The organism is Flavisphingopyxis soli (assembly GCF_007995095.1).
GTDB lineage: Bacteria > Pseudomonadota > Alphaproteobacteria > Sphingomonadales > Sphingomonadaceae > Flavisphingopyxis > Flavisphingopyxis soli.
This window is the reverse complement of sequence record NZ_VOPY01000004.1, coordinates 74,952-92,492: the sequence shown is the minus strand read 5'-3', so window position 1 is coordinate 92,492 and position 17,541 is coordinate 74,952. Positions and strand designations below refer to the sequence as shown.

Annotated in this window: 17 protein-coding genes; 12 read left to right on the top strand and 5 right to left on the bottom strand. The window is 66.1% G+C overall.

From position 1 onward, the window contains the following. Positions 1–21 precede the first annotated feature (21 nt). Positions 22–1,674 carry a chaperonin GroEL gene (groL, locus tag FSZ31_RS12420; RefSeq protein WP_147123730.1) on the top strand — a complete coding sequence of 551 codons (1,653 nt, stop codon included), beginning with the start codon at positions 22–24 and terminating at the stop codon, positions 1,672–1,674. 1,473 nt (positions 1,675–3,147) lie between these two features. On the opposite strand, the gene FSZ31_RS12415 is transcribed toward groL, so the two are convergent. From FSZ31_RS12415 to FSZ31_RS12405, 3 genes are all read right to left on the bottom strand, one after another. After that, entirely contained in the window at positions 3,148–3,423 is a 276-nt protein-coding gene (locus FSZ31_RS12415; RefSeq protein WP_236643817.1) for a hypothetical protein, read from the bottom strand. 89 nt (positions 3,424–3,512) lie between these two features. Further along, on the bottom strand, positions 3,513–3,752 hold the full coding sequence (locus FSZ31_RS12410) for a hypothetical protein (protein WP_147123729.1): 240 nt from the start codon (positions 3,750–3,752) through the stop codon (positions 3,513–3,515). Continuing rightward, on the bottom strand, positions 3,749–4,075 hold the full coding sequence (locus FSZ31_RS12405) for a hypothetical protein (RefSeq protein ID WP_161596028.1): 327 nt from the start codon (positions 4,073–4,075) through the stop codon (positions 3,749–3,751). The genes FSZ31_RS12410 and FSZ31_RS12405 overlap by 4 nt, the downstream gene beginning before the upstream one ends. Before the next feature lie 145 nt (positions 4,076–4,220). Between FSZ31_RS12405 and FSZ31_RS12400 the strand changes: the two genes are divergently transcribed. The 11 genes from FSZ31_RS12400 to proC all read left to right on the top strand — a co-directional run bounded on the left by FSZ31_RS12400 (position 4,221) and on the right by proC (position 15,950). Continuing rightward, positions 4,221–5,222 carry an ArsR/SmtB family transcription factor gene (locus FSZ31_RS12400; protein ID WP_147123727.1) on the top strand — a complete coding sequence of 334 codons (1,002 nt, stop codon included), beginning with the start codon at positions 4,221–4,223 and terminating at the stop codon, positions 5,220–5,222. Continuing rightward, positions 5,219–6,172: a methylenetetrahydrofolate reductase gene (metF, locus tag FSZ31_RS12395; RefSeq protein WP_147123726.1), complete on the top strand. Its 954-nt coding sequence runs from the start codon at positions 5,219–5,221 to the stop codon at positions 6,170–6,172. The genes FSZ31_RS12400 and metF overlap by 4 nt, the downstream gene beginning before the upstream one ends. Further along, positions 6,169–7,215, top strand: a complete 1,047-nt coding sequence (locus tag FSZ31_RS12390; RefSeq protein ID WP_147123725.1) for a homocysteine S-methyltransferase family protein — start codon at positions 6,169–6,171, stop codon at positions 7,213–7,215. Before metF ends, FSZ31_RS12390 begins: the two co-directional genes overlap by 4 nt. Positions 7,216–7,228: 13 nt before the next feature. Then, positions 7,229–9,847, top strand: coding sequence for a methionine synthase (gene metH / locus FSZ31_RS12385; RefSeq protein ID WP_147123724.1), 2,619 nt, complete (start codon positions 7,229–7,231; stop codon positions 9,845–9,847). A 64-nt stretch (positions 9,848–9,911) separates the two neighbouring features. Next, positions 9,912–10,850, top strand: coding sequence for a right-handed parallel beta-helix repeat-containing protein (locus tag FSZ31_RS12380; protein ID WP_147123723.1), 939 nt, complete (start codon positions 9,912–9,914; stop codon positions 10,848–10,850). Between the two features lie 31 nt (positions 10,851–10,881). After that, positions 10,882–12,924 carry a protein-disulfide reductase DsbD family protein gene (locus tag FSZ31_RS12375; protein ID WP_147123722.1) on the top strand — a complete coding sequence of 681 codons (2,043 nt, stop codon included), beginning with the start codon at positions 10,882–10,884 and terminating at the stop codon, positions 12,922–12,924. Next, positions 12,921–13,679: a TlyA family RNA methyltransferase gene (locus tag FSZ31_RS12370; RefSeq protein ID WP_147123721.1), complete on the top strand. Its 759-nt coding sequence runs from the start codon at positions 12,921–12,923 to the stop codon at positions 13,677–13,679. Before FSZ31_RS12375 ends, FSZ31_RS12370 begins: the two co-directional genes overlap by 4 nt. Beyond that, entirely contained in the window at positions 13,676–14,230 is a 555-nt protein-coding gene (locus FSZ31_RS12365; RefSeq protein ID WP_147123720.1) for a TspO/MBR family protein, read from the top strand. Before FSZ31_RS12370 ends, FSZ31_RS12365 begins: the two co-directional genes overlap by 4 nt. A gap of 22 nt (positions 14,231–14,252) precedes the next feature. Beyond that, entirely contained in the window at positions 14,253–14,555 is a 303-nt protein-coding gene (locus FSZ31_RS12360) for an accessory factor UbiK family protein (protein WP_147123719.1), read from the top strand. Positions 14,556–14,577: 22 nt separating this feature from the next. Then, positions 14,578–15,081, top strand: a complete 504-nt coding sequence (locus FSZ31_RS12355) for a type III secretion system chaperone family protein (RefSeq protein ID WP_147123718.1) — start codon at positions 14,578–14,580, stop codon at positions 15,079–15,081. Between the two features lie 35 nt (positions 15,082–15,116). Next, the gene (proC, locus tag FSZ31_RS12350) at positions 15,117–15,950 is read left to right on the top strand and encodes a pyrroline-5-carboxylate reductase (RefSeq protein WP_147123717.1); all 834 of its coding nucleotides are present in this window, start codon (positions 15,117–15,119) and stop codon (positions 15,948–15,950) included. A 3-nt stretch (positions 15,951–15,953) separates the two neighbouring features. On the opposite strand, the gene FSZ31_RS12345 is transcribed toward proC, so the two are convergent. Continuing rightward, complete coding sequence (locus tag FSZ31_RS12345; protein WP_201739189.1) at positions 15,954–16,304, bottom strand: ArsC family reductase; 351 nt, start codon at positions 16,302–16,304, stop codon at positions 15,954–15,956. Continuing rightward, the gene (gene purT, locus FSZ31_RS12340; RefSeq protein WP_147123716.1) at positions 16,304–17,488 is read right to left on the bottom strand and encodes a formate-dependent phosphoribosylglycinamide formyltransferase; all 1,185 of its coding nucleotides are present in this window, start codon (positions 17,486–17,488) and stop codon (positions 16,304–16,306) included. The genes FSZ31_RS12345 and purT overlap by 1 nt, the downstream gene beginning before the upstream one ends. Positions 17,489–17,541: the final 53 nt, after the last annotated feature.

Here is a 17,541-nt window from a genome sequence, read left to right as displayed (position 1 = left end):
GAAAGCAGAGGTAGATAGCTTATGGCTGCCAAAGACGTAAAATTCTCCCGCGATGCGCGCGAGCGCATTCTCAAGGGCGTTGATATCCTGGCCGACGCGGTCAAGGTCACGCTCGGCCCCAAGGGCCGCAACGTCGTCATCGACAAGTCGTACGGCGCGCCGCGCATCACCAAGGACGGCGTTACCGTCGCCAAGGAAATCGAACTTAAGGACAAGTTCGAGAACATGGGCGCACAGATGGTCCGCGAAGTCGCTTCGAAGACCAACGACATTGCCGGCGACGGCACCACCACCGCGACCGTGCTCGCCCAGGCGATCGTTCGCGAAGGCATGAAGTCGGTTGCCGCCGGCATGAACCCGATGGACCTCAAGCGCGGCATCGAGCTCGCCGTCAAGAAGGTCGTCGAGAACCTCAAGGCGCGTTCGAAGGACGTTTCGGGGACCAAGGAAATCGCCCAGGTCGGGATCATCTCGGCCAATGGCGACGTCGAAGTCGGTGAGAAGATCGCCGAAGCGATGGAAAAGGTCGGCAAGGAAGGCGTCATCACCGTCGAGGAGGCCAAGGGTCTCGAGTTCGAACTCGATGTCGTCGAAGGCATGCAGTTCGATCGCGGCTATCTTTCGCCCTACTTCGTCACCAACCCGGAAAAGATGTCGGTCGAACTCAACGATCCCTACATCCTGATCCACGAGAAGAAGCTGTCGAGCCTGCAGGCGATGCTGCCGATCCTCGAAACGGTCGTCCAGTCGGGTCGTCCGCTGCTGATCATCGCCGAGGACATCGAGGGCGAGGCTCTTGCCACGCTCGTCGTCAACAAGCTGCGCGGCGGCCTCAAGGTCGCAGCGGTCAAGGCGCCCGGCTTCGGCGATCGTCGCAAGGCGATGCTCGAAGACATCGCGATCCTGACCAAGGGCGAGATGATCTCGGAAGACCTCGGCATCAAGCTCGAGAACGTCACGCTCGGCATGCTCGGCGAAGCCAAGCGCGTCACGATCGACAAGGATAACACCGTTATCGTCGACGGCGCAGGCGATCATGACGCGATCACGGCCCGCACCGATGCGATCCGCCAGCAGATCGAGAACACCACCAGCGACTATGACAAGGAGAAGCTCCAGGAGCGTCTTGCCAAGCTCGCCGGCGGCGTTGCCGTGATCAAGGTCGGCGGCGCTTCGGAGGTCGAGGTCAAGGAACGCAAGGACCGTGTCGATGACGCGCTCCACGCGACCCGCGCCGCGGTCGAAGAAGGCATCGTCCCCGGTGGCGGTACCGCCCTGCTTTACGCCACCAAGGCGCTGGCAGGTCTCAAGGGCGACAATGACGACCAGACTCGCGGGATCGACATCATCCGCAAGGCGATCGAAGCTCCGCTGCGCCAGATCGCGCAGAATGCTGGCCATGACGGCGCCGTGGTCGCGGGCAATCTGCTCCGCGAAAACGACGAGAACATGGGCTTCAACGCGGCAACCGACGTGTACGAAAACCTCGTCGAAGCCGGCGTGATCGATCCGACCAAGGTCGTTCGTGCAGCCCTGCAGGATGCCGCCAGCGTGGCCGGCCTCCTCATCACCACCGAAGCTGCGGTCAGCGAGCTGCCCGAGGACAAATCGTCCGGCGGCGGCATGCCCGGCGGCATGGGCGGCATGGGCGGTATGGGCGGCATGGACTTCTAAACCGTCCACCACTTGCCAACAGGCACCGAGCGGGGCCGGAAGAGCGATCTTGCGGCCCCGTTTCTTTGTGCTTTCGCCGGCCTCCCGAGAGAGTCATAAAAGCGGTTCGATCTTGCTCGCATTCGAAGGCCGTTGTCCGCTGGAATCTCGTTCTCCTCTCGAACGCCTGATGACCGCCGCGCTGGCCGATGAGGGCGTGCAGCGTGCGCTGGTTTCGGCGTCCGATATCGCGGCGCTGGCGGACGTTGGCGGCGCAATCCTGTCCCGGATGGGTGCCGCTTGCGACCGCGCGTTGCTGACCAGTGCCTTGCGTGATGCTCGAATCGATGCAGCGCCGACCCACCGGCTCGATACGCCGCCGCCGCGCCAGTGGTTGCCGGTCCAGATTTATTCGGAAGGCTCGGACCTTTCGGTCGAATGGCTGCATTTCGCTTCCGCCCCGCTTGTCGAACCGTTTTTCGAACAATCGGTCGCGCGCGCTCGCGCACTCCCGGCAAACCGGCTGCTGCGATGTACTACGCCGCTCGCTGCACTCGAGAGGCTGGCTGACGAACCGATGCCCGACGGATTCGTGTTCCACATGTCGCGCTGCGGATCGACGCTTGTCGCGCAGATGCTGGCGGCGCTCGACCGCACCGTCGTCGTTGCGGAGGCGCCGCCGTTCGATTTCGCCTTGCAGCTCTATCTCAGCGGTCAGGTCCCAGCAGCGGTCGTGCGAGGCATGATCGGTGCGCTGGCTCGGGACCGGACCGGCGACATCGAGCATCGCTTTGTCAAACTCGACGCCTGGCACACGCTGGCGCTCGATCCGCTTGCGTTGCTGTTTCCGGCCGCCCGGCGCATGTTCGCGTTTCGCGACGCCAGCGAAGTGATCGTTTCCCAGATGCGCAGGCCCGGGCTCCATGTCGTTCCCGGCGCTATTGCGCTTGACGCATTCGGCGTCATAGGGGCCGATCGCATCGCCGAGGACGACTATCCAGCATGGGTTCTCGACCGGATATGTAGGGCCGCCGCCGATGCGGCGAGCCTCGATCCGACAATGTTGCTGCTCGATTATGCCGATCTTCCGGGCGCGGTCGCGCAGGCGATCCTGCCGCACTTTCGCGTAACACCAAGCCCCCGATCCTTGACGGCAATGGCCGAGGCGAGCGACCGCGATACGAAAACGGCTGGTCGGAAATTTACCCCTGACGCTGCGAACAAGCGCGCGGAGGCGGATCGCGTAATGGCTGGTCGCTTTGCGACGGCTCTCGCCGCGACCATTGAGCGCTTGCGAAATATCATTCGCGCCTCGCCAGGCGATTGCCCGACGCCGCCGGGTTCGGAGCGCGCGAATGTAAGGGTATCGTTTAATTTCTAGCGCGACGTCCGCGGGCCCCCACCCTGTCTCGGCCCGCAAAGAAAAAGGGCGCGCCGTACGAAACGACGCGCCCTGATCTGTTTGAACGACCCGAGGGTCGCCGCATCCCGTAATTAGTCGGCAGCAGCTTCGTTCATCGATTCGTCCTGAGCGGCCGCTTCGACAGCGGTGCCTTCGTTGGCAATCGCTTCGCCGGTGTTGTCGATCGCTTCGCCGGTTGCGTCGGCAGCGTTTGCGACATCATTGCCCATCGAATCAGCCGTCTCAGCAGCATTGTCCTGGGTCTTTTCCGAGCAGGCGGCCAGGCCGAGTGCGGCGGTAGCAACCATGGCTACGGTGAAAAACTTACGCATGAAATTCCCTCCAATTGAATCCAGACCCGCCTCCATGGGCGAAGTCCAGCGGGTTATTTAGGGGTTCGCGGTCGCGAGCGCAAGCGACTCGGCTCCGATGCTGGCCAGTAGCGCTCGGCAACCTGTCATTCAGGGGCATGAACATCGCTTCCATTTTGCGCTTGCGCCTGACGCAGGCGTTCGGCCTGTTCGGCATTGGCGTCGGCCGGGGAGCGTCCCCGCTTTTCGAGCATTTCAGCGGCCTCGTCGAGCGCCTTGGCCTCGCCCACGGTCACCCCGCCCGGACCGGGATCGTTGTCGTTCGCGCCGCACGCGGACAGCACGACCGGCAGCAAGATTGTCACCAGGCGTAGCCGAGCGGTCATTCGGCCTTCGCGTCGGCGGCAATCCGGTCGGCCTGCTCGGATGCCGATCCGACAGCATCCTTTGTCGCATCGCCGACCGCGGCACCCGCGCGCCCGGCCGCGGTGCCGACCTTGTCGCCAGCCTGCTTGGCGGCTGAAGCGCTCGCATCGATCGCCTTTTCGGCTGCCATCATCGCACGATCTGCGGCCGCTTCGGTCGAATCGCCGACGGCTTCATCATTTGCCAGCTGGTCCTGGCCATCGCCCGATGTGGACTTGTCACACGCCGCGAGCGGCAACGCGCCGGCGGTAAGCAATAGAATAGCGGAAATACCCGTTTTCATGACAGCGATGTCCCCATGTGCTTGAGCCTCGCGATCATCTACCCGCGAATCCGTTCGGGTTTCAACCGGTACGCATCGCGCGCATGCAGACCAAGACGCAAAGCGTCGATTGACGGGCATATAAAGAATTCTTTATATGGCATCCATGACCGCCGTTCTCGACATTTTCCGCGCGCTTGCCGATCCGACGCGGCTCCGTATCCTGGCGCTGCTCGGCGATGTCGAACTGGCGATCGGCGAAGTCGCACAGGTTATCGGCCAGAGCCAGCCGCGCGTATCGCGCCACGTCCGCATCCTGATCGAGGCCGATCTCGTCGAACGGCGCAAGGAGGGCGGTTGGGTCTTTCTCAAAATGGCCGACAGCGACGCCGCGCGTGCCTATCGCGTGTTTGTCGCAAAGGTCGAGCAATCGCCCGAAGAACAGGCCGTGATCGCGGCCGACCACGCGGCGCTGGGCGAAGTCCATGAGGAACGCAACGCCGCCGCACGGCGCTATTTCGCCGACCACGCCAAGGAATGGGATGCGATCCGGTCGCTCTATGCCCCCGACGGAGAGATCGAAAAGGCGATGGCGAAACTGCTCGGCAGCCGCCCGCTCGGCCGCTTGCTCGACATCGGCACCGGCACCGGGCGCATGGTCGAATTGTTCGCGCACCAGGCCGATATCGCCGTCGCCTTCGACCGCAGTTCGGAAATGCTGCGGATCGCGCGCGCCAAGCTGGTGCCAAGCGCGCAGCCGGTCGAATTCGTCCAGGGCGATTTCAACGCGCTGCCGTTCGAGTCCGGCGCGTTCGATACCGCGATCCTCCACCAGGTTCTGCACTATTCGCGTAACCCGCAACGCGTAATCGCCGAGGTCGCGCGTGTCCTCACGCCTGGCGGCATCGCGCTGTTCGCCGATTTCGCCCCGCATATGCGCGAAGACCTGCGCACCGGCAGCGCGCATGCGCGGCTGGGCTTCGCGCACGAGCAGATGCGGGCATGGCTCGACGAAGAAGGCATGCAGATCGAGAGCCAGAGCGAGATCGGCGGCGGCGAACTCACGGTCTGCCTGTGGCTTGCGCGGCGCGGTGCCGCCGACGGCGCAGGCAAGGGCGACGGCGAAGCCTGGAACAGCAAGGCCCATCAAAAAAGGCACGCGGCATGACCCCTTCGTTCACCGACCTCGAAGAAGCGAGCCGCGCGCTCGGCGCCCCGATGTTCGCCGACCTGTCGGGCGATATTGCGGTCAGCTTCGAATTCTTCCCGCCTGCGAGCGACGCGATGGCGACAAAATTGTGGAGCGCGATCGAAACGCTCGCGCCGCTCGGCCCGCGCTTCGTTTCGGTGACCTATGGCGCCGGCGGATCGACGCGCGAGCGCACGCATGAAACCGTCAAACGGATCGTTGCCGAAACCGATCTCACTCCCGCGGCGCATCTGACCTGCGTCGGGGCCACCCGCGCCGAGGTGGACGAAGTCGCGCGCGGATACTGGGAGGCAGGCGTGCGCCATATCGTCGCGCTGCGCGGCGATGCACCCGACGGCCAGGCCTATGCGCCGCACCCGCAAGGCTATGCCAATGCCGCCGATCTCGTCGCGGGTCTCCGCAAAATCGCCGATTTCGACATTTCGGTCGCCGCCTATCCCGAAACGCACCCCGATGCGGGCGACAGCGCGGTCGATCTCGACAATCTGAAACGCAAGATCGACGCCGGCGCCAACCGCGCGATCACGCAGTTCTTTTTCACCCCCGAATGCTTTTTCCGCTTTCGCGATGCAGTTGCCGCCGCCGGGATCGATGCCGAGATCGTACCAGGCATATTGCCGGTGTCGAACGTCGCGCAGACACGCCGCTTCGCCGGCCTGTGCGGCACCGCGATCCCCGGCTGGATGGACCGGTTGTTCGAAGGCCTCGACGACCGCCCCGATGCGCGCAAGCTCGTCGCCGCGACGTTGGCGGCCGAACTCGCCCGCCGATTGTATGCCGGCGGCGTCCGCGAATTCCATTTCTACACGCTCAACCGCGCCGAACTGTCCTATGCGATCTGTCACCTGCTGGGTCTCAGGCCGAAGCCCGACGCGAACGCCGCCCTCAGCCAGGATCAAGCCGCATGACGTCGCGCGAAGCCTTCCACGCCGCAGCCGCCGAACGAATCCTGATCAAGGACGGTCCGTTCGGCACCGAATTGCAGCGCCGCGACGCCTATGCCGGTGACTTCGCCAGCGACCTCGGTCTTTCCGCCGACCAGCGCGGTAATGGCGACATGGCCAATCTGGCGCGGCCCGACATCGTCGGTGCGGTGATCGACGATTATCTCGCCGCGGGCGCCGACCTCATCGCGACCAACACCTTCAACGCCAACCGCGTCAGCCAGTCCGAATATGGCGCCGAACACCTGGTCGGCGAGATCAACCGCGCCGCCGCACGGATTGCGCGCGAACGCGTCGATGCCGCGACCGCCAGCGACGGGCGCCCGCGCTTCGTTGCCGGCGCGCTGGGGCCGACCAACAAGACGCTGTCGCTGTCGCCCGATGTCGGCGATCCGGGCTTTCGCGCGATCGATTTCGATACGCTGAAAGACGTTTATCGCGAACAGGCAGAAGCGCTCGCCGAGGGCGGCGCCGATTTCATCCTGGTCGAGACAGTGTTCGACACATTGAACGCCAAGGCAGCGATCTTCGGCACGCTCGAGGCCGAGCAGGCTCTGGGACGCGAACTGCCGCTGATGCTGTCGATGACGCTGACCGATCTGTCGGGTCGCAACCTGTCGGGTCACACGATCGAGGCATTCTGGTACAGCGTCCGCCACGCCCGCCCACTGACGATCGGGCTCAACTGCTCATTCGGCGCCGAACAATTGCGCAGCCACGTCAAGCAGTTGAGCGCGATCGCCGACACGCTCGTCATGGCCTATCCCAATGCCGGCCTGCCCAACGATCTCGGCGAATATGACGAGGAACCTCAGACGACCGCGGGGCTGGTCCGCGACTGGGCAGCTGGCGGCCTCGTCAACGTGCTCGGCGGCTGCTGCGGATCGCGCCCCGACCATATCGCCGCGATGGCGAAGGCCGTTGCGGGCCTCGCGCCGCGCGCAGTTCCCGCCCAGCCGGTCGTGACGCGCCTCGCGGGCCTCGAACCCTTCACCCTCGTCGCCTGAGGCCCCTGTACAGATGACCAATTCAGCCTCGAGCGCGCGCTTCGTCAATATCGGCGAGCGGACCAACATCACCGGCTCGGCCCGATTCAAGAAGCTGATCCTCGCCGACGATTACGACGCCGCGGTCGAGGTCGCGCGCGACCAGGTCGACAACGGCGCGCAGATCATCGACGTCAACATGGACGAAGGGCTGCTCGATTCCGAAGCCGCGATGACGCGCTTCCTGCTGCTCGTCGCTGCCGAACCCGACATATCGCGCGTGCCGGTGATGATCGACAGCTCGAAATGGTCGGTCATCGAGGCGGGGCTGAAATGCGTCTCGGGCAAGCCGATCGTCAATTCGATCAGCATGAAGGAAGGCGAAGCGGCGTTCCTCGATTCGGCGCGCAAATGCATGGCGTATGGCGCCGCAGTCGTCGTCATGGCGTTCGACGAGAGCGGCCAGGCCGACACCAGGGAGCGCAAGGTCGAAATCTGCCAGCGTGCGTACAAGCTGCTGACGGGGATCGGCTTTCCACCCGAGGATATCATCTTCGATCCCAATATCTTCGCGGTCGCGACGGGGATCGACGAGCATCGCCGCTACGGCCTCGACTTCATCGAGGCGTGCCGCGCGATCAAGGCGAGCTGTCCGCACGTCCACATTTCGGGCGGCCTGTCGAACCTGTCGTTCAGCTTTCGCGGCAACGAACCCGTTCGCCGCGCGATGCATTCGGTGTTCCTCTATCACGCGATTCCTGCCGGGCTCGACATGGCGATCGTCAATGCCGGCCAGCTCGACATATACGACGAGATCGACCCCGAACTGCGCGACGCGTGCGAAGACGTCGTGCTCGACCGCGCGCCGACAAATGGCGGCGATGCGACCGAGAACCTGATCGCACTCGCCGAGCGCTTTCGCGGAACCGACGCGGTCGCCGAAAAGGCCGCCGCCGAATGGCGCGGCTGGCCGGTCACCGAGCGACTGTCGCATGCGCTGGTCAAGGGACTCGACGCGTATATCGTCGACGATACCGAGGAAGCGCGACAAGCCGTGGCTGATAACGGCGGCCGCCCGATCCATGTCATCGAGGGGCCGTTGATGGACGGCATGAACATCGTCGGCGACCTGTTCGGGTCGGGCAAGATGTTCCTGCCACAAGTCGTCAAATCGGCGCGCGTGATGAAAAAGGCGGTCGCTCATTTGCTGCCCTATATCGAGGCCGAAAAGGACGAGACCTCACGCGGCAAGGGCCGCGTCGTCATGGCGACGGTCAAGGGCGACGTCCACGATATCGGCAAGAACATCGTCGGCGTCGTCCTCCAGTGCAACGGGTTCGAGATCGTCGATCTCGGCGTCATGGTCCACGCGCAGACGATCCTTGATGCCGCGCGCGAACACGATGCCGACATGATCGGCCTGTCGGGGCTGATCACGCCCTCGCTCGACGAGATGGTGACGGTGGCGAGCGAGATGGAGCGCGGCGGTTTTACCATGCCGCTGCTGATCGGTGGGGCGACGACATCGAAGGTCCATACCGCGCTGCGCGTCGATCCCGCCTATTCGGGGCCGGTGCTCCACGTCAACGACGCCAGCCGCGCGGTCGGCGTTGCCACCGCATTGGTCAGCGACACCGGGCGCGATGCCTATCTCGCCACCTATGTCGCCGAATATGAAGGCCTTCGCGTAGCACGCGCACGCAAGGGGCAGAGCGCGCTCGTCCCGATCGCCGAGGCGCGCGCCAATGGCGGACCCATCGACCCGCGCCTCGCCCCGCCGCCGCCGCGTGCTCCTGGCGTCCATCATTTCGACGCGTGGCCGATCGCCGAGCTGATCGAGCATATCGACTGGACGCCGTTCTTTCGCAGCTGGGAGCTGGCGGGCAATTACCCCGCGATCCTGCAGGACCCGATCGTCGGTGCGAGCGCACGATCGCTGTTTGCCGACGCCAGGGCGATGCTGACGCGGATCGTCGAAGAGGACTGGCTGACCGCCAAGGGCAGCGTTGGCCTGTGGGCCTGCCGCCGCGACGGCGACGACGTCGTCCTCGACAATGGCACCCGCCTCGCCTTCCTGCGCCAGCAGGTGAAAAAGCGCGACGGCGTGCCCAATCGCTGCCTCGCCGATTTCATCCTCGCCGACCGGCCCGACACGATTGGCGGTTTCGCCGTCGGCATCCACGGCGCCGAACCGCATCTCGCGCGCTTCAAGGCCGACAATGACGACTATTCTGACATCCTCTTGAAAGCCCTCGCCGACCGGCTTGCCGAGGCGTTTGCCGAAGTGCTCCACGCGCATGTCCGCACGACCCTGTGGGGCTATGGCAGCACCGAACGGCTGAGCAACCAGGCGTTGATCCACGAGGATTATCGCGGCATCCGCCCCGCACCGGGCTATCCCGCCTGCCCCGACCATAGCCTGAAACCCGCGCTGATCGATCTGCTCGGCGGCGAGGACGCGACCGGGATTACGCTGACCGAAAGCTTCGCGATGCTGCCGACATCGGCGGTGTCGGGGTTCTATTTCGGTCATCCGCAGGCCGAATATTTCGGCGTCGCGCGGATCGGTCCCGACCAGGTCGCCGATTACGCCGTGCGCCGCGGCGTCGATATCGAACAGGCCGAAAAATGGCTGCGGCCCAATCTCGACTGAGCGAGCCGGGCTGACATGGTTAAGCCGCTCGACCGCGCCGCCCGCGCGGTGGTAATATGATCGCATGACCCGTTTCGCCATCGCGCTGACCGCGCTCATCGCCCTCGCCGCCCCAGCCTCCGCGCAGCGCGCCGAGGGGCCCTTCACCATCGAGAAGAGCGGGCGCAGCTATGCGCGTCTCGCCGACGCGGTCGCCGCGATCGGCGACGGCGCGGGGACGATCCGCATCGCGCCGGGAACCTATTCCGACTGCGCGGTGCAGGATGGCGGGATCATTGCCTATGTCGCCGCCGAGCCGGGCACCGCGATCTTCGACGGCGGCATCTGCGAGGACAAGGCGACGCTCGTCCTCCATGGCAGGGGCGCGCGGGTCGACGGCCTGGTCTTCCAGAACCTCCAGGTCGCAGACGGCAACGGCGCGGGCATCCGCATCGAGACGGGCAATCTCGAGGTCGCCAACTCGCTGTTCCGCAACAGCGAGGAAGGGATATTGAGCGCCGACGATGCCGCCTCTTCGATCAGCGTCACGCGTTCGACCTTTTCGCGGCTCGGCCGCTGCGACCGCGGCCTGTCATGCGCGCACAGCATCTATATCGGCGATTACGGTTCGCTCAACGTCACCCAGTCGCGCTTTGAAAAGGGCAATGGCGGCCATTACGTCAAGAGCCGGTCGCGCCGCACCGTCGTCACCGATTCGACCTTCGACGACACCGCCGGGCGGGCGACCAACTACATGATCGACCTGCCCGAAGGGTCGACCGGCGCGATCACCGGCAACCTCTTCATCCAGGGCCGCGACAAGGAAAACTATTCGGCCTTCATCGCGGTCGCCGCCGAAGACCGGACGTACAGTTCGGCGGGTCTCAAGATCGACGACAATGTCGCGGCGATCGCGCCCGGGGTGACGCGATCGACAATCTTCATCGCCAACTGGAGCAAGGACAAGCTCGCGATCGGCGACAACCGGCTCGGCGACGGACTGACGCTTTACGAGAAACGCTGACGCGCAGCGCTTCGCCCGCTATAGGCGCCGCATGACCCGCACGATCCTGTTCCTCCTCGGCGCCTTGGCGTTGCTCCTGCCCGCCCCACTGGCCGCACAGGGCTTCGGCGCCGGCCCCGCACATATCCAGGCTTCGCTCGAAGCCGAGACGATGCGCCCTGCGCCCGGCGGCGAGACGACGTTCGCCTTCGTCATGAAGCCCGATGCCGGCTGGCACGGATACTGGAAGAACGGCGGCGATGCCGGGCTGGGCATGGACATCGACTGGTCGCTGCCGACGGGCGTCAGTGTCGGCGAGCTCGCCTATCCGGTGCCCAAGACGCTCGTCATCGCGGGGCTGATGAACCATGTCTATGAGGCGCCCTATGCGCTGACCGTCCCGCTCAAAGTCTCGCGCGCAATCGCACCGGGGACGATGATCGCGATCGAGGCGCGGGCGCGCTGGCTGGCGTGCACCGACAAGGTCTGCGTCCCCGAAAGCGGCACTTTTACCCTGCGACTGCGCGCCGGCGACGGCACGATCGATCCGGCCAGCCGTGCCCGCTTCGACGGCTTTCGGGCCCAGCTGCCGCAACCGCTCGGCTCGCCCGCATCCTATACGATCGACGGCGCCGACATCCGCTTCGCCATCCCCTTGCCCGCCGCCATCGCCGCAGCCGATCCGCACCTGTTCGTCGCGACCATCGACGCGGTCGAGGCGGGCGCGCCACAGCGCTTCGCGCGCGACGGCGACCGGCTGATCGTCGCGACGCGCGCCGCACCGAACCTTACCCCCGGCACCCGGGTCGATGCGCTGATCCGGCTCGCCGGGTCGCGCGGCCTGTCGTTCAGCGCCGCGCCCGGCGACGTGCCGCCGATCGCTGAGGGGTTCGATATCGGCCTGCTGCTCGCCGCATTGGGTGCGGCAGTGCTCGGCGGGCTGATCCTCAACATCATGCCGTGCGTCTTCCCGATCCTCAGCCTCAAGGCGCTGTCGCTCGCGCGCGCCGGCGGCGACGAGCGCCGCGCGCGCCACGAAGCGCTCGCTTATGCCGGCGGCGTGATCCTCGTCTGCCTCGCGCTCGGCGGTCTGCTCATCGCGCTGCGCGCCGGCGGCGAGAACCTCGGCTGGGCATTCCAGCTCCAGGACCGCCGCATCGTCTTCATCCTGCTGCTGCTCGTCGTTGCGATCACCGCCAACCTTGCCGGCCTGTTCGAACTGCCCGGCTTCGGCGGCGGCGAAGCTTTGGCGGGGCGTGGCGGAACGCGCGGCGCCTTCTGGACCGGCGCGCTCGCCGCCTTCGTCGCGACGCCGTGCACCGGCCCGTTCATGGGCCTGGCGCTCGGCGCGACGCTCGTCCTGCCCGCCGCCGCCGCGCTGGCGATTTTCGGCGGACTGGGGCTCGGCCTGGCGCTGCCCTTCCTCGTGATCGGTTACGTCCCCGCGCTGCGCAACCGCCTGCCCCGGCCCGGCCCGTGGATGGAGCGCTTCCGCCGCTGGATGGCGTTGCCAATGGGGCTGACCGCGCTGGCGCTGCTGTGGTTGTTCTGGAAACAGGGCGGCAGTGCGTTGCTCGCCTTCGCCGCGATGGCCGGACTGTTCCTCGTCGCCGCGCTGTGGAAGGCGGGCCGCGACCAGCAGCGCGGAATATCGGCAGGCCGTGCGCTGGCGCCCGCGCTGCTCGTCGGCCTCGTCGCGCTCATCGCGCTGGTCCGCATCGCGCCGCATATCGCCGCCACCCAGAGCGCCGCCGATGCCGATACGCCGTACAGCGCCGATGCGATCGCCGCGCTGCGCGCCAGCGGCACCCCCGCCTTCGTCTATTTCACCGCCGACTGGTGCGTCACCTGCAAGGCGAACGAGGCCGCGACGATCGATCGCGAGGGCGTGCGACAGGCATTCCGCGATAACGATGTCGCGGTGCTCGTCGGCGACTGGACCGACGGCGATCCCGCGCTGACCCGCGCGCTGGCGCAGTTCGAGCGCAACTCGGTGCCGCTTTACCTCTGGTATCCGCGCGGGCGCGGCGAGGCGGAGATCCTGCCGCAGGTGCTGACGCCGTCGATGCTGATCGAACGAGCCCGCGCGCGGTGAGCAAGACCCGCGCCGACCAGCGGATCGTCGATCTCGGCCTGGCCGAGAGCCGGACGCGCGCGCAGGCGCTGATCCTCGCGGGACTGGTCTTCACCGGCGACCGGCGAATCGACAAGGCGGGGCAACAGATCGCCGACGATGCGCCGATCGACGTGCGCGGGCGCGACCATCCGTGGGTGTCGCGCGGCGGGCTCAAGCTCGACCACGCCATCGACCATTTCGCACTCGATGTGGCCGACAGCGTCGCGATCGACGTCGGCAGCTCGACCGGCGGCTTTACCGACGTCCTCCTCTCGCGCGGAGCAAAACGCGTTTACGCGGTCGATTCGGGGACCAACCAGCTCGCCTGGAAGCTGCGACAGGACGACCGCGTCGTCGTCCATGAACAGACCAGCGCCCGGATCCTGACGCCGGTGCATATCCCCGAACCGGTCGACCTGATCGTCTGCGATGCGAGCTTCATCGGCCTCGCCAAGGTGCTCGAGGTCCCGCTCGGCTTCGCGCCGGCAGGCGCAACGCTCGTCGCGCTGATCAAGCCGCAGTTCGAGGCGGCACGCCACGAGGTGGGCAAGAAGGGCGTCGTGCGCGATGCCGCGGTCCACACGCGCGTATGCGACGAGGTGCGCGAATTTCTGGTCTCGGTCGGATGGGACGTGTTAGGCATTACCTCCAGCCCGATCACCGGCCCACAAGGCAATGTCGAATTTCTCATCGCCGCGCGCAAAGCCGCTTTAACTCCACTGGAGACGTCATGAACGAGATCGCATCCCCGGGCCAATTGCGCATGTCCTACCTGCGCTGGGCCCTGTTCACCGTACCGCTGATCGTCGTGATCGGCAGCGCGATGGGCTATCTGTCGAACTCGGGCTATCAGAACAACTGGTTCGCGCTGCTCGCCAAGCCCGCGCTTACCCCGCCGGGCTGGGTCTTCGGCGTCGTCTGGCCGATCCTCTATGTCATGCTTGGGCTGGCCATTGCGATGGTCCTCAATGCCCGCCGTGCCCGCGGACGCGGGATCGCGATCGCATTGTTCAGCCTCCACATGCTGCTCAATTTTGCCTGGTCGCCGGTATTTTTCCGGCTCCACCAGGTCTGGCCGGCGTTCTGGATCATCGCCGCGATGCTCATCTCGGCGATCGTCATCACCGTCCTGTTCGCGCGGATTCGCAAGGCCGCGGCGTGGCTGCTCGTGCCATACATGATATGGCTCGGCTTTGCCGCGATGCTCAACCTGACCATCGCGCTCGACAATCCCGATGCCGCAACCCTTCACACGCCCGCCGCGAGTACCCAGATAGACCTCTGAACGCGCTTTAAGGAAATACGACATGCAATCGCAGAACCGATTTTTCGACGACCTCGCCAAGGTCATCAACGGCGCCGCCGGGACCATCGCCGGGGTCGGACGCGAGGCCGAATCCTCGGCCCGCGACCGCGCGCGCGAATGGATCGGCGGGCTCGATTTCGTGGCCCGCGACGAATTCGACGCGGTCAAGGACATGGCAGCCAAGGCACGCGCCGAGGTCGACGTCCTGAAAGCCCGGCTCGACGCGCTCGAGGGCAAGACCGCCGCGAAGCCCGCAGCACCGCGCAAGGCCGCCGCCAAGCCGAAGGGAAAGCCCGCCGCCTGAACGGGCGCATCGAGGCAACGACATGAGCGACGAACTTTTCCCCGACGATGAAGACGATGCCGCCCCGATCGACATGCTCGGCGTCTATTTCGAGGCGCACGGCTGGTCGCACGAGCACGTCAGCGACGACGAGATCGTCGCGACGACGCAAGGGTCGTGGGCGAATTACGAACTGCGCGCGATCTGGCGCGAAGAGGATCAGGTGCTGCAATTGCTCGCCTTTCCCGACGTCCGCGTCGTCGAGGACAAGCGCGCACCCGTCTGGGAAGTCATCGGTCTCGCCAACGAGCAACTGTGGCTCGGCCATTTCGAAATGTGGTCGTCGAGCGGCATCGTCCTGTTCCGCCACGCCGTTTTGCTCGGACCCGATGCGACGCTGACGCTCGAACAGGCGCAGACGCTCGTCGAGACCGCGATCGATGAATGCGAGCGGTTCTATCCGGTCTTCCAATTTGTGCTATGGGGCGGCAAGACGCCCGCCGAAGCCTTGAGTGCATCGCTGATCGACACGCGCGGCGAGGCCTGACGCCCGCCGCACTCCCTTTCCGACAGGAACCCAACATGACCACTTCTCTCTCCCGTTTCGGGCAGCACATCGTCCTGTTCGGTTGCGGCAACATGGCGAGCGCGATGCTCGGCCGCTGGCTCGATGCAGGCCTCGATCCGGCCCAGGTGACCGCAATCCGGCCGAGCGGAAAGGCCGTCGCCAACGGCGTGAAGGTCGTCACGACGTCCGCCGAGGCTCCCGCCAATCCCGACATCCTGATGATCGGCGTAAAGCCGCAGATGCTCGGCGACGTCGCCGAGGATATCGCCCGCCTGATCGGCCCCGACACGATCGTCCTGTCGATCCTCGCCGGCGTCACGATCGACGATTTGCGTGGACGCTTTCCCGGCGCCGCCGCGCGGATGCGCGTCATGCCCAACATGCCCGTGCGGACCGGCAAGGGCGTTGTGGGCCTCGCCGGAGCCGACGGCAAGGACGCCGCGCGCAAGACGATCACCCGGTTGATGAAGCCGCTCGGTCATGTCGAATGGATCGACGAGGAAAACCAGTTCGACGCGCTGACCGCGCTGACCGGATCGGGTCCGGCGTTCGTCTACCGCTTCGTCGATGCGATGCGCGCCGGCGGCGAACGCCTCGGTTTCGATGAGCCGACCGCGCTGCGCCTCGCCCGCGCGACGCTGGCAAGTGCCGCCGCCCAGCTCGAGGTCAGCGAGCTGACGCCAACCGAACTCGCCGCGCAGGTCGCCAGCCGCGGCGGCATGACGCAGGCCGGGCTCGACGTGCTCGACGAGGATGCGCGGCTCGCCAGCCTGATGGCCGAAACGCTGCGCGCCGCGCGCGCGCGCGGACGCGAGCTCGCCGCCCTGGCGCGCGAAGGCCAGGACTGACGATCAACCGAGTCGCGCGCGCCAGGCGTTCGCGTCGAAGCCGACCAGCGGCTTGCCTTCGCCGGTGGTTACGACCGGGCGTTTGATCATCGAGGGATTTGCGATCATCAGGCGCAGCGCCTTGGCCGCATCGATATCGGCCTTGTCGTCCTCGGACAGCTTGCGAAACGTCGTCCCGCGCCGGTTGAGCAGCACCTCCCAGCCGAGCGCATCGACCCAGTCGGCCAGCGCGCCCTCGGGCACGCCAGCCTTCTTATAGTCGTGGAAATCAAAGGCGATGCCTTGCGCATCGAGCCAATTGCGCGCTTTTTTGACCGTGTCGCAATTGGGAATGCCATAGAGCGTCAGCATGATCATTCGTCTCCGTACGTGATCGTGACGGCGTCGGCCGCCGCCATCGCGGAGCGGCGCGCACGATCGACATCGCCGCCGTCATGCCGCGCGAGCGCGACGCCCATGCGGCGATAGGGCCGCGTCACGGGCTTGCCGAAGATGCGGACATCGATGTGGGTTTCCTCGTCGGGCGCAACGAGCGCGTCGGCCAACCCCTCGATCGCGAAATCTTCGGCGTCGCGGTCGGCAAGGATCACCGCGCTGGCCGCAGCCCCGCGCGCGACGATCGGCGGGATCGGCAGGCCGAGGATCGCGCGCGCATGGAGGTCGAACTGATTGAGGTCCTGGCTGATCATCGTGACCATGCCGGTGTCGTGCGGCCGCGGGCTGAGTTCGGAGAAGATCACCGCGTCGCCGTGCACGAAGAACTCGACGCCGAAAATGCCGTGGCCGCCGAGCGCGGTGACGACCTTTGCCGCCATCTCCTGCGCGGCCGCGAGCGCGGCGGGCGACATCGCCGCCGGCTGCCAGCTTTCGCGATAGTCGCCGCGCTCCTGGCGATGGCCGATCGGGGGGCAGAAATGAATGCCGTCGGCGGCGCTGACGGTCAGCAGCGTGATCTCGTAATCGAAATCGATAAAGCCCTCGGCGATGACGCGCTGGCGGTCGCCGCGCATGCCCTCGGCGGCATAGGTCCAGGCGGTGGCGATCTCGCTGCGCTCGCGCACCACGCTCTGCCCCTTGCCCGACGACGACATCACCGGCTTGACGACGATCGGCAGGCCGATCGCGTCGACCGCCTCGGCCAGTTCGGCGGCATTGCTGGCATAGCGATAGGGTGAGCACGCCAGGCCAAGCTTGCCGGCGGCCAGATCGCGGATCGCGTCGCGGTTCATCGTCATCTGCGCCGCGTGTGCCGACGGCACGACATGATATCCCACCGCCTCGACTTCGGCGAGCACCGTGGTGCGGATCGCCTCGATCTCGGGGACGATGAAATCGGGGTGGTGCCTGGTGATCGCGGCCCGCAGCGCGACGCCGTCGAGCATCGAGAATATCTCGCGCGCATCGGCGACCTGCATCGCAGGGGCATCGTCATAGCTGTCGCAGGCGATCACCTGGCAACCGAGCCGCTTGGCCGAAATGACGAATTCGCGGCCCAGTTCGCCCGAACCGAGCAGCAGGATCTTGGCGGTCGGGGTCATGCGTTCGACCCCCCAGAGTCAAAGCGGCGGCGGCGCGGCGCGCCTGCCTTGCT